Origin of the sequence: Flavobacterium ginsengisoli, assembly GCF_029625315.1 — a bacterium.
GTDB lineage: Bacteria > Bacteroidota > Bacteroidia > Flavobacteriales > Flavobacteriaceae > Flavobacterium > Flavobacterium ginsengisoli.
Window position 1 is genome coordinate 1,034,196 of record NZ_CP121110.1, and the last position, 13,108, is coordinate 1,047,303.

Below are 13,108 nucleotides of genomic sequence, written 5' to 3' on the forward strand. Positions count from 1 at the left end.
AAATTAATATTATTTTTGGGGGCTGGTTCCGGTTCTAATCGGAAATTAATTTTTCTAACTTCTGGTGTTTGTAGATTTTACATGAATATCATTGACTAAATCATCAATTTTCTTGGCACTTTCTCTCATCATTTCAAGATAAGTAAGCAATTTGTCATTGTCTGTATGCCCTTTTGAAACATCAATAAGTTTTAAAACTGAATTCACAGGAAGCTTTAAGTCTAAAGTTGTTCTATGTATAAAATCGTTATAATCTTTTGTAGCTGACATTGAGCTGTATTTTGCTGAAGCTAACTTCATGTTTTCCAGCTCGTATTCATCTGAAATTTTTGAGATATGATTTTCACTGTGTTCTTTAAAATAATACGCCCAATATCCGTTCATAAAAAATACTACAGTAGCTAAAACGGTATGGATTACTAAAGTCTCCATATCAAAATTTACTTGCGAGAAATAAACCTGAAGCCCATTTGCATCATTATAGATAAAGTTTTGAAGATACGCCAATCCTGCATGATGCAGTACAACCAATAAAGTCAATGGAATTTGAAGTCTCCAATTCTGGTAAATAATCAAGATTGTACTTGCAATGAACACAGTAAAATGCATTTCGAACATTCCATGCATTTGGTAAATGTATTGTGCCATAAAAATAGCCAGAACTACAGACAAAACATATTGATAGAATTTGGAGTTTTTCATGAAAAATTTTGCTGAGTAATACATCAAAAGATTCAGTGTTCCGACTCCAACGCCAATTTCGAAAGTATCGTATTTAAAAGACAATCCGATACCGAGAAGAAAATATACCGCAAGTACATAATTAATAATTGTATCTGATTTTTGTGTCATTGTAGACATAAAACTGTGCAGATAATCTTGTTCGTTTAAGCTAGCTTTTGTTTTCATGGGAATTTAGATTTAGGTTTTTGGAAATAGTTATTTAGTACATTTTGGTAATGAGCATCCGTAAGCTCTAAGAGCTAAAGCATTAAAAGATGGGTTGTGGTTGTCTTTTCTGCCAAGAAGAGAATCTATCGCCATTTGGGCATAATTACTTTTAGTATCTGTACAATATCTAGTTTTATTGTAATTGCCTCTGTAATATAAATTGTGCGACTGATCTAGCAAAACGGCCTGAGGTGTAGAGAAAACACCACATTTTTTAGCAATTGCTTCATCAAAGTAAACGGGAATCTTAGCATCAAACTTTTGTTGAATCTCATCAATCGTAAAATTTTTCTGTTTGTTTAAAACAACAATTTTAAAATTGATCTGATCTCCGTATTTTTTAATCAAAGCACTTACATGAGGCACGTTGAATCGCGAACATGGACATTCGGGATTGAAAAAATGTATAAAGATGGGTCTATTGTCAAATGCACAGCATGGTCCTAAATCAATTTTTGATCCCATGGCAATAGCGTGATAATTCTTTGGTATAGGAGTTGGCAAACTGTATTTAAACTCGTTCTGCCAAAACAAATAACCAATTGAAAGAAGTAAAAATGCGAACCATAAAGTTAGAAGTAATTTTTTCTTCATATAAATCATTTTTTTATTATTTAAACAACAAAGAATAAACACTTGTTAATATAACATTTAGCTATATTCTGTAAAAAACCAAAAAAAACAACTTCTACTTACATTTTTTAACAGTAATACTATATAAAACTTATAGCAATTCTGAAAAATCCGATCATTTTGTTTAATGTATCAATGTTACAAATAAAATCGATAAAGTGCAAAAAAAATCAGACAAAAAGCTTATTTTTTTTCTAAGGCAAGAAACAATGTGTTTTCCCAACAGAAACCCTGTTATTTTTTTGAAAAAAAAATTTAACCTTCAATTAAACCTTTTGCCCCAACTGTAGTCTAAATGCAAACCTTTGTACATACAAATGTTAAATAAAAGCCAACAGCTTTCGATTTCGCACCAAAAAGTTAAATTTGTAAGCTTACTAAAAACACAAACCTAAAATCTATATTCACTTCAATTTTATGAAAGTAAAACACCTCATTTACACTCTTTTAATTATTACAATTGGAGGTTTTATTACCTATAGAATTATTTCTAATAAGGGTAAAAACGACGACTCCAAAAAATTCAACGACAAAAAATCTCCAACAACTGTTAATGGAATCGTAATAAAAACAACCACTTTTGACAATAATCTTGCATTATCAGGATCTATTGAAGCAAATGAGCAAATTGAAATTCATAGTGAGGTTTCCGGAATTGTGGAAGGAATATTCTTTAACGAAGGCGCCAATGTATCAAAAGGACAAGTGCTTTTAAAAGTAAACGATATCGAACTAAAAGCACAATTAAGACAGGCTATAACTAGAGAAGAATTAGTCGCCGAAAATGCAAGAAGAGCAAAATTATTGCTTCAAAAAGAAGCAATTAGTCAGGAAGAAGCAGACGTTGCCAAAGCCGATCTTGCTTCTGCTCAAGCGCAAAGCCAATTAATTAGAGCGCAAATTTCTAAAACTTCTGTAAGAGCTCCTTTTTCAGGAAAAATTGGTTTACGTAATATTTCTCCAGGAACTTACATCACTCCTACTGTTTTAGTAGCTAAATTGGTTAATACCAATAAACTAAAAATCACTTTTTCTATTCCAGAAAAATATGCTTCAGAAGTAAAATCAGGATCGGTAATCGATTTTAAAGTTTCTGGTTCAGATAAAACATACAATGCAAAAATTTATGCCATCGAACCAGAAGTTGCCGTTGCTACACGTACACTTCAAATTCGTGCTTTGGCTGATAATACCGATGGAAAACTTTTCCCTGGAACTTTTGCCGATATCAAATTGCCTTTAAACATTATTAAAGATGCTATTGTAGTTCCTTCTCAAGCGATTATTCCAATTCAAGACGGTAAAAAAGTATTTATTGCCAATAACGGACAAGCAAAAGAAGTAATGGTTGATGCAACAACAAGAACAGATTCTTCTATCTTAATTCTATCAGGGTTAAAACCGGGAGACACTTTGATTACAAGCGGTGTTATGTCTTTAAAAGACGAAGCTCCTATTAAAGTTCAAGTAAAATAGTTCTAAAGCCAAAAGTCAAAAGTCGAAAGACTTGAATATAGATTTAAAGATGGTAGTCAAGATTTAGCAATAAATCTGAAATCTAAAATCAACAATCTAAAATCTAAAATCACACATGAGTTTATCAACTACAAGTATAAAAAGACCTGTTTTAACCATAGTACTGAATTTACTAATTATTTTATTCGGTTTTATTGGTTATACTTTTTTAGGAGTTAGAGAATTTCCTTCTATTGACCCTGCACAGGTATCTATTCGTACCAATTATACAGGTGCCAATTCTGATATTATTGAATCTCAAATTACAGAACCGCTTGAGAAAGCCGTAAATGCGATTGATGGAATTCGAAATATTACTTCATCCAGTAACCAAGGAAGCAGTACCATTACAATCGAGTTTAATTTAGATAAGGATTTAGAGGAAGCGGCTAATGATGTTCGAGACAAAGTTTCGCAGGCAATTAGAAATCTTCCACAAGATATAGATGCCCCACCAGTTGTTTCTAAAGCCGATGCAGATAGCGAATCTATTATTTCGATGACGGTTCAAAGTGATAGCAGAAGCTCTTTAGAATTAAGCGATTATGCCGAAAATGTTATTTCTCAACGTTTGGAAACCATTCCAGGCGTAAGTGGCGTGCAAATTTGGGGGCAAAAACGCTATGCAATGCGTCTATGGATAGATCCTGTAAAACTAAATGCTTATAAGTGTACAGTTGCCGATGTGAGAAATGCATTAAATGCTCAGAACGTCGAACTTCCATCTGGTAAATTAACAGGGAACAATACCGAATTAACTGTAAAGACGGTTGGAAATCTTTCTAAACCAGAAGAATTCAACAATATTATCATTCGCACAGATGGCGATAAAATCGTAAGGCTTAGTGATGTAGGCGGTGCCGAATTAGGTCCGGAGAATATAGAGACTTCTTTGATGTCTTCTGGGCTTCCAATGATTGGAATGGCTATTGTTCCAATGCCAGGAGCCAATTATCTGGATATTTCAGCTGAATTCTACAAAAAATTTGAAGCCTTAAAAAAAGATTTACCTAAAGACATTAAACTTAATATTGCGCTTGATAACACGCAATTTGTAAAGAAATCTGTATTGGAGGTTGCCGAAACTTTAGGAATATCAATCGTTCTGGTAATTATTATTATCTATTTGTTTTTTAGAGACTGGGCAATTGCTTTCAGACCATTAATTGATATTCCCGTATCGTTAATTGCTACATTCTTCATTATGTGGCTTTTTGGTTTCTCAATAAATGTACTAACACTTCTTGCTATTGTGCTTGCAACAGGACTTGTTGTGGATGACGGAATTGTTGTAACTGAAAATATTTTCAAAAAGGTCGAAGAAGGAATGTCTCCAATCGAAGCGACCATTAAAGGTTCTAATGAAATCTTTTACGCTGTTATATCCATTTCTGTCACTTTAGCGACGGTATTTTTGCCAGTAATTTTCTTAGAAGGTTTTGTTGGCCGACTCTTTAGAGAATTTGGAGTTGTTATTGGAGCCGCGGTATTAATTTCAGCCTTTGTTTCCTTGACTTTAACACCAATGTTAAATGCCTATTTAATGAAAGGCGGCGAACAAAAGAAGTCAAAATTCTATATTAAAACCGAGCCATTTTTTGAAAAAATGAACAGCAGTTATGCTGAATCACTAACAAAATTCATGGACAAAAAATGGATCAGCTTTCCTATTTTAATTGCTTGTTTTGGAATTATTTATTTATTCTTTACGATTCTTCCAAAAGAAACAGCGCCTTATGATGACAGAAGTTCTGTTACCATGCGTATGACAACGCCAGAGGGTTCTTCTTATGATTATACTTATCGTTTTATGCAAGAAATTTCAAAACTTGTTGACGATTCAATCCCTGAAAAAAAAGTTAGTTTAGTAATTACTGCTGGAGGTTCTGGAGGTTCTGCAACTAACTCAGGTTTTGTGAGACTGTCATTAAAAGAACCAGACGAAAGAACCAGATCTCAAAAAGAAATTGCAGACAAACTAAGCAAATGGACAAAAAGATATCCTGATGCTAAAATAGCGGTAATTCAGCAGACCTACAATTGCCGTTAACAGACGTGGAGGTTTACCAATACAATACATTATTCAGGCTCCAAACTTTGATAAGTTAAGAGAAAAAATTCCTGTTTTTATGAATGAAGTAGCCAAAAGCGATGTCTTTTCTACAACAGATGTAAACCTGAAATTTAACAAACCAGAAGTCAATGTTACCATTGACCGCGCTAAAGCAGAAAGTTTAGGAATTTCAATTCTTGACATAGCACAAACTTTACAGCTTTCTTTAAGCGGACAGCGTTTTGGCTATTTTATCAAAAATGGAAAACAATATCAGGTAATTGGACAGTTTGACCAAAAAGACAGATCTAAACCTTTGGATTTGACTTCTATGTTTGTAAAAAACAAAAATGGTGAATTGATTCAGATGGATAACGTAGTAAACGTTTACGAGCAAAGTAATCCACCGCAATTATATCACAACAATAGATACATGTCTGCAACTGTCTCGGCTGGTTTGGCACCTGGAAAAAGTATGGGTGACGGAATTGATGAAATGAATAGAATAAAAGCTAAAGTTTTAGACGAAAGCTTCACTACAGATTTAGCTGGAGAATCGCGAGATTTCGTAGAAAGTAGTTCTAATACTTCTTTCGCTTTCGGATTGGCTTTATTATTAATCTTCTTGATTCTAGCGGCACAGTTTGAAAGTTTTATAGATCCGTTTATTATTATTTTGACAGTTCCAATGGCTGTAGCGGGAGCTTTATTCTCATTATGGCTATTCAATCAGTCGTGGAATATTTTCAGTCAGATTGGTACGGTAATGCTAATTGGTCTGGTGACCAAAAACGGTATTTTGATTGTAGAATTTGCCAATCAGTTGCGAGAACAAGGAAAACCAAAATTAGAAGCTATTTTAGAAGCTTCAGAAGCGCGTTTACGTCCAATTTTAATGACGAGTTTAGCCATTGCTTTAGGAGCACTTCCAATTGCACTTTCTCTTGGAGCGGCATCGACTAGTAGAATTGGTATGGGAGTTGTAATTGTGGGAGGAACGATCTTTTCATTGGCTTTAACGCTTTTTGTAATTCCTGCAATATATTTTATGTGGTCAAGAGCAAGAAAACATTATCCAGAATTTGACCATATTGACGAATACGAAAGAGAAAGCATTAAATAAAAACCAGAAATATACTTTCTGGTTAAAGAAAACGAATATGAATATCAAAAAAATATATTGTACAGTACTTATCCTGCTTTTTTGTGCAATTCAGACAAAAGCACAGGAAGTTCTTACTATTGAACAAGCTATGACTATAGCTTTGGAAAATAATTTTGAGATTAAAATTGCCAAAAACAATTCCAAAATAAACGAAACAAACGTTACCATTGGAAATGCAGGAATGTTACCAACTGCAACGGCAAGTATTACAGACAATAACAATCTTACGAATTCGACACAAGTACGTCAGGATGGTACATCAACGACATTAAATAATGCCAAAAATAACAGTTTAAATTACGGTGTTAGTTTAGGATGGACTGTTTTTGACGGAATGAAAATGTTTGCCAAACTGGACCAGTTAAAAGAGCTTCAAAAATTGGGCGATGCAGAACTTAAAAGAACGGTTTTGCTTAAAATTGCTCAGGTAAACTCTGCTTATTACGATTTGGTTCAGCAACAGCAACAGCTTTCGGCATTAGACACAACAATTGTAATTTCGAACCAACGCTTAACTTTGGCTAAAAACCGTTTTAGTATTGGAAAAGCATCAAAATTAGAGGTTTTAAATGCACAAGTAGATTTAAATTCTGATCAGGTGGCTTTGCTAAGACAAAAAGAAACGTATGCCAACAGCAAAATTTTATTGAATCAATACTTAGCTCGTGATCCTAAAATCGATTTTAAGGTTACAGATGAAGTAAAAGTCGATAATAAATTGATTTTGGCAGATTTAATGGATTTGGCTCAGAAACAAAATCCAGGTTTAGAAGCGCAGGTTATCAATAAACGTATAGCCGAATTACAGCTCAAACAAGTAAAAGCAGACCGTTATCCCACTTTAAGATTAACTTCTGGATATAATTTCTCTGAAAGCCAATCCAGTTTAGGTTTTACCAGCGAAACTTCTTCAAAGGGTTTAAATTATGGTTTTAATGCTTCTATGAATATTTTTGATGGTTTTAATCAGCATAGAAATGAAAAAGTAGCCAAATTACAGATAGAGAATTCGCAAATTGCAATAGAACAGCAAAATACGATTTTAAATACGCAATTAAGCACTGCTTTTCAAACGTATTTAACCAATTTGGAATTGATTGGTTTAGAAGAAAACAATGAAGCTATTGCCAGACAGAATTTAGAAATCACATTAGACAAATTTAAAATCGGAACCATTACAACACTCGATTTTAGAACTGCTCAGTTAAATTATGTCAATGCAAAAGTGCGTTACAGCAATGCACAATACGAAGCAAAATTATCTGAAATTGCCTTAAAAGAATTAGCAGGAAATATTAACTTTTAATTTTACTTTTAAAAATCAAATATGATCTGCCGAATCTGCTAAATCTGCGAGCTATTTTTCTCTCGCAGATTTAGCAGATTTGGCAGATTTTTTTTAATGTTAACAAACATTTTTAAAGAAAAAATACTGTTTGTATAGTCTCAAATCATCTATATTTATTCGTGCTGAATATTTTTCTATTTTACACACAGCAGAATATTTTTTTCATTTAAATTTGTTTCAAAACATACTTTAATGATTACATACAATACCAAAGACTGGTTCACCTTTATTTTCCATTTTCATAAATCGGATACCGTTCGAAAACTGTTTACGATTATGATTGCAATTGGAATATACGCCACTATTGTATGTTATCTTGAACTTCAGTATTTTAAGGTAACCAAAAACGATTATATTTATAACATTCCGATGATGCACGGAATGCTTGGATTTGTGATTTCGCTTTTGCTTGTTTTTAGAACCAATACCGCTTATGACAGATGGTGGGAAGGCCGAAAACTTTGGGGCGGACTTGTAAATAACAGCCGTAATCTAGCTATTAAACTTTCAGCAATTTTAAAAGATGAGAATGATAGAAAGTTTTTTAGAAAATTTATTCCGATGTATGCTGAAATTCTGAATATCCATTTAAAAGACGAAGAAACCAGCAAACAGCTTTTTGAAGATGTTGATTTGGAAATTGATCATCACAAACACAAACCGAACCAGTTAAAAAGAATAATGTATCATAAAATCAACGATTTGTATGATGCAGGAAAAATTTCTGGCGATCAGCTTATTACCATAAATGAAGAATTAGTCGCTTTTACAGATATCTGTGGAGCTTGTGAGCGTATTAAAAATACGCCTATTCCCTACTCTTACAGTGCTTTTATAAAGAAATTCATCTTCTTTTACACGATGACACTTCCATTTGGCTATTCTGTTAGTTTAGGATATTTAGTTGCGCCTGTGGTGGTTTTTATCTTTTATGTATTGGCAAGTTTAGAGTTGATTGCGGAAGAAATCGAAGATCCATTTGGAAATGACGAAAATGATCTACCAACAAGAAAAATTTCTGAAAACATCAAAAAACACGTTGAAGAACTGATTTAACAAAACGTTAAATCTGCCGTTTATATTCTTATTTTCATTAAATTTAAAGTCTTCACCAAAAAATAAATTTAATGAACAACCAACGATTTTTAGTCAATCCGCTCCAATTATCGCAAGAAAAATCATTAAAGACTCTTGTCGAAAATAGAACTATTTACAATTTGAATCATTGTGAATTAAATTTGTTTGAAACCTACGAATCGACTAAAATGGTTCCGTTAAAATTTAACGATTTAGTGGTGACCAGCATGCTTAGAGGCAAAAAAGTAATGCATCTTTTTGATGATCCTGAATTTGAATATCTGCCTGGGGAAACAGTAATTGTTCCTTCAAACGTAGAAATGAAAATTGACTTTCCGGAAGCCTCCAAAAGCAATCCGACTCAATGTCTGGCATTGGCTATTGATCAATCTAAGATTCTAGAAATCTTAAACTTCTTAAATGAACAATATCCGAAAGAAGGAAATAACATGTACTGGCAATTAAACTATCAGAATTATTTCTTTTACAATAATGTCGAAATGGTCGCGACGATTAATAAGCTCATTAAAGAATGTATGAGCACATCGATCACCAAAGATATTTTTGCCGATCTGACTTTAAAAGAATTATTGATCAGAATTATTCAAACGCAGACTGTAAAATCTCTTAATGAGGGAAAATTTCTTGAAAACAATAATCCAATTACAGAGGTTACAGAATATATCAAACAGAATTTAAAGGAGAATATAAGTTTAAAATCGTTAAGCGAAAAAGCTTGTATGAGCACCACTTCTTTCTACCGTTTCTTTAAACGCGAACTCGGAATGAGTCCAATTGAGTATATTTTGAATGAAAAAATAAAATGTGCCAAAAACTTATTGAAGAATCCAAGCTTACAAATCAACGAGGTTTGTTATTTAGCTGGTTTCGAAGATGCCAACTACTTCATCAGATTATTCAAAAAATATGAGGGAATAACACCAAAGCAGTATCAGTTATTGTATATTAATTAAAGGTGCTAAGGTTCTAAGTTACTAAGATTCTAAGTTTTTCAACTTGAAACTTCAAACCTGAAACTTCAAACCTGAAACCTGAAACCTGAAACCTGAAACCTGAAACCTCAAAACTCAAAACTCATTCAATTCTTGTAATCGGTTCTAAATCCTTCTCTTCTTCTGGAGTGAAAATTCTATATTCTATTTGAAAAGTCTTTTTTAATGGAGTTTCTAAAGAAAAACCTCCTACTCCAAATGCGTCAATTACAGTAAGAGTAAAGTGAGCATGTTTCCAGTATTCAAATAAATCTTTGTCTACCCAAAATTCAACATCTTCAACCTTACCAATACAAACATCACCAGTTCGCTGATAATAGCCTCCTTTTTCAAAACACTGCGGTTGTGTGCCTTCGCAACATCCTCCAGCCTGGTAAAACATTAAATCACCGTGTTTTTCTTTTAGAACATTAATCAGTTCGACTGCTTTTTCTGTGGCATCAATTCGTTTAATCATCGCTATAAAAATTAAAAAAAGCAGTAAATTCAATTAAGATTTTACTGCTTTAACATAACCAACTATTTAGGACTGTGCTATATCTAGCACAATTCTTCCTTCTATTTCACCTTTTTTCATTTTATCAAAAACGGTGTTTACATCTTCTAGTTTTGAAGTTGTTACTGTTGCTTTGACTTTGCCATCAACAGCAAATTCAATTGCTTCCTTCATATCTTTTCGAGTTCCTACAATAGATCCTCTAATGGTGATTCTATTTAAAACGGTATCGAAAATAGACAAATCAAAATTGCCTGGAGGAAGTCCGTTTAATGCCATTGTACCTTTTCTTCTCAATGTTTCAAGCCCTTGTTTGAAAGCAATTGGAGAAACTGCGGTAACCAATGCCCCATGCACACCACCAACTTCTTTCTTTAAGAATTCTCCAGGATTTTGATTTTTAGCATTCACAACCAAATCGGCACCTAATTTTTTTGCCAGTTCCAATTTATCATCTCCAATATCAATAGCCGCCACATTCATTCCCATAGCTTTTGCATATTGCACAGCAACGTGCCCTAAACCTCCAATTCCAGAAATTGCTACCCATTCGCCAGGTTTCACCTCAGTTTCTTTTAATCCTTTATAAACCGTAACACCAGCACATAAAATCGGAGCCATTTCTATAAAATTCACATTTGAAGGCAAAATTCCAACATATCTGGCATCTGCAATTACATATTCTGCAAATCCGCCATCTACACTGTAACCGCCATTCTGCTGACTTTCGCATAGTGTTTCCCAACCTGTAATACAGTGGTCACAGCCTCCGCAGGCACTGTAAAGCCAAGGCACGCCAACAGCGTCTCCCTCTTTTATATTTTTAACTTCTGGTCCTACTGCAACAACATATCCGACAGCTTCATGTCCTGGAATTAAAGGCATTTTAGGTTTAACTGGCCAATCCCCATCTACAGCATGTAAATCGGTGTGGCACACTCCACTTGCAATTACTTTTACAAGAATTTCATTTCTACCTGGGCGTTTTACTTCAACTTCTTCAATTTGTAGAAGAGAACCAAATTCTCTAACGACCGCAGCTTTCATTGTTTTTGGAAGCATAATTCTATGGTTTTAAGAGAATAGAAAACTTTTTAGCTTTCTATTCTCAAGTTTATATTCTCTTAGAAGAAACCTAATTTCTTTTTATCGTAAGAAATCAGCATGTTTTTGGTTTGGCGATACTGGCTCAACATCATTTTATGATTTTCACGGCCAATTCCAGATTGTTTATAACCTCCAAACGGAGCTCCTGCAGGATAAGAATGGTATTGATTAATCCAAACACGACCAGACTGAATCGCTCTTGGAACCTGATAAATTTCATGCGCATCACGAGTCCAAACCCCTGCACCTAAACCGTACATGGTGTCATTTGCAATTTCGATCGCTTCTTCGGTCGTTTTAAAAGTGGTAACTGCCAAAACTGGCCCGAAAATCTCTTCTTGAAAAATTCTCATTTTGTTATGCCCTTTAAATAAAGTCGGTTTGATGTAATAACCACCTTCTAAATCGCCACCCAATTTATTTTCATCACCTCCAGTCAATAATTCTGCTCCTTCTTCTTTTCCTAATTTGATATAAGACATGATTTTTTCTTTCTGAACAATCGAAGTCTGAGCACCAATCATAGTCGATTTATCTAGCGGATTTCCAGCAATAATGGCTTCTGTTCTCTCAATTACTTTTTTGATAAACTTGTCGTAAATATCTTCATGAATTAATAATCTAGAAGGACAAGTACAAATTTCACCTTGATTTAAAGCAAATAATACAGCACCTTCAACGGCTTTGTCAAAGAAATCATCATCGTGATCTGCCACTGATGGGAAGAAAATATTTGGAGATTTTCCGCCCAATTCTAATGTAACCGGAATAATATTTTCTGTCGCATATTGCATTACCAAACGTCCTGTAGTGGTAGAACCTGTAAATGCAGCTTTTGATACTTTTTTATTGGTTACTAACGGACGGCCTAATTCGGCACCAAATCCGTTTACAATATTCAGAACTCCAGGAGGAAGAATATCTCCAATCAATTCCATTAAAACCATAATAGATATTGGCGTGCTTTCTGCTGGTTTCAAAACAATTGTATTTCCTGCGGCAAGAGCTGGAGCAATTTTCCAGACTGCCATTAAAATTGGAAAATTCCACGGAATAATCTGCGCCACAACCCCTAAAGGTTCGCTTAACGCAATAGAAACCGTCTGCGAATCCAATTCTGCTATCGAACTTTCTTCTGCACGAATAACTCCAGCAAAATATCTAAAGTGATCAATTGCCAACGGAATATCTGCGGCAAGTGTTTCGCGAATTGGTTTTCCGTTGTCTACTGTTTCAACTGCAGCGATATATTCTAAATTGTCTTCAATTTTTTGTGCAATCTTATTTAGCAAAATACTCCTTTCGGTTACAGAAGTTTTTCCCCAAGTTTTAAATGCTTCATAAGCAGTATCTACAGCCAATTCGAGATCTTCTTTTCCAGAATGTGCTCGCTTTTGTAAATACTTTTCCATCAATTGGAGAAACTACATCAAAGTATTCTCCTTTAATTGGCGCTACAAATTTTCCACCAATATAGTTATCGTATTTTGCCTTAAATTCAGGTCTTTTTACTGCGGTGCTCATAATATTCTTTTTTTGATTTACTCCAAATTTAGTTTCATAAAAAGAAACAGAATAGCATTATTCATTCATCTTGTAGCACAAAAATCACACATTCGATTTTTTTAGTCTTTTATAATAATCATTTATCAAAATTTTAATCTATAAATTGCTAAATAATTAGTAAGCGACATTTTTACGTCATTTAAAAACAACTAGAAAAAACTACTCAATTTTTTCCTACTCCAAT

8 protein-coding genes and 2 pseudogenes are annotated in these 13,108 nt (G+C 33.8%); 5 read left to right on the forward strand and 5 right to left on the reverse strand.

What is annotated here, in order from left to right:
- Positions 1 to 54 precede the first annotated feature (54 nt).
- Positions 55 to 909 (reverse strand): hypothetical protein, encoded by an 855-nt coding sequence (locus tag P5P87_RS04620; protein WP_278021721.1) that lies wholly within the window; start codon positions 907 to 909, stop codon positions 55 to 57.
- Between the two features lie 30 nt (positions 910 to 939).
- Positions 940 to 1,545, reverse strand: a complete 606-nt coding sequence (locus P5P87_RS04625) for a TlpA family protein disulfide reductase (RefSeq protein ID WP_198855745.1) — start codon at positions 1,543 to 1,545, stop codon at positions 940 to 942.
- A 456-nt stretch (positions 1,546 to 2,001) separates the two neighbouring features.
- Between P5P87_RS04625 and P5P87_RS04630 the strand changes: the two genes are divergently transcribed.
- The 5 genes and pseudogenes from P5P87_RS04630 to P5P87_RS04650 all read left to right on the forward strand — a co-directional run bounded on the left by P5P87_RS04630 (position 2,002) and on the right by P5P87_RS04650 (position 9,716).
- Positions 2,002 to 3,060 carry an efflux RND transporter periplasmic adaptor subunit gene (locus P5P87_RS04630; RefSeq protein WP_278021722.1) on the forward strand — a complete coding sequence of 353 codons (1,059 nt, stop codon included), beginning with the start codon at positions 2,002 to 2,004 and terminating at the stop codon, positions 3,058 to 3,060.
- Positions 3,061 to 3,175: 115 nt separating this feature from the next.
- Positions 3,176 to 6,275: pseudogene (locus P5P87_RS04635) on the forward strand (efflux RND transporter permease subunit).
- 37 nt (positions 6,276 to 6,312) lie between these two features.
- Complete coding sequence (locus P5P87_RS04640; protein ID WP_278021723.1) at positions 6,313 to 7,623, forward strand: TolC family protein; 1,311 nt, start codon at positions 6,313 to 6,315, stop codon at positions 7,621 to 7,623.
- A 234-nt stretch (positions 7,624 to 7,857) separates the two neighbouring features.
- Positions 7,858 to 8,721 (forward strand): bestrophin family protein, encoded by an 864-nt coding sequence (locus P5P87_RS04645; protein WP_198855749.1) that lies wholly within the window; start codon positions 7,858 to 7,860, stop codon positions 8,719 to 8,721.
- A gap of 71 nt (positions 8,722 to 8,792) precedes the next feature.
- Complete coding sequence (locus P5P87_RS04650) at positions 8,793 to 9,716, forward strand: AraC family transcriptional regulator (protein WP_278021724.1); 924 nt, start codon at positions 8,793 to 8,795, stop codon at positions 9,714 to 9,716.
- Between the two features lie 121 nt (positions 9,717 to 9,837).
- On the opposite strand, the gene P5P87_RS04655 is transcribed toward P5P87_RS04650, so the two are convergent.
- The 3 genes and pseudogenes from P5P87_RS04655 to P5P87_RS04665 form a co-directional block, all read right to left on the reverse strand.
- Positions 9,838 to 10,212, reverse strand: coding sequence for a DUF779 domain-containing protein (locus tag P5P87_RS04655; RefSeq protein WP_278021725.1), 375 nt, complete (start codon positions 10,210 to 10,212; stop codon positions 9,838 to 9,840).
- Positions 10,213 to 10,278: 66 nt separating this feature from the next.
- Positions 10,279 to 11,313, reverse strand: coding sequence for an alcohol dehydrogenase AdhP (gene adhP, locus P5P87_RS04660; protein WP_278021726.1), 1,035 nt, complete (start codon positions 11,311 to 11,313; stop codon positions 10,279 to 10,281).
- Positions 11,314 to 11,375: 62 nt separating this feature from the next.
- Positions 11,376 to 12,882 (reverse strand): annotated as a pseudogene (locus P5P87_RS04665) (aldehyde dehydrogenase family protein).
- Positions 12,883 to 13,108 lie beyond the last annotated feature (226 nt).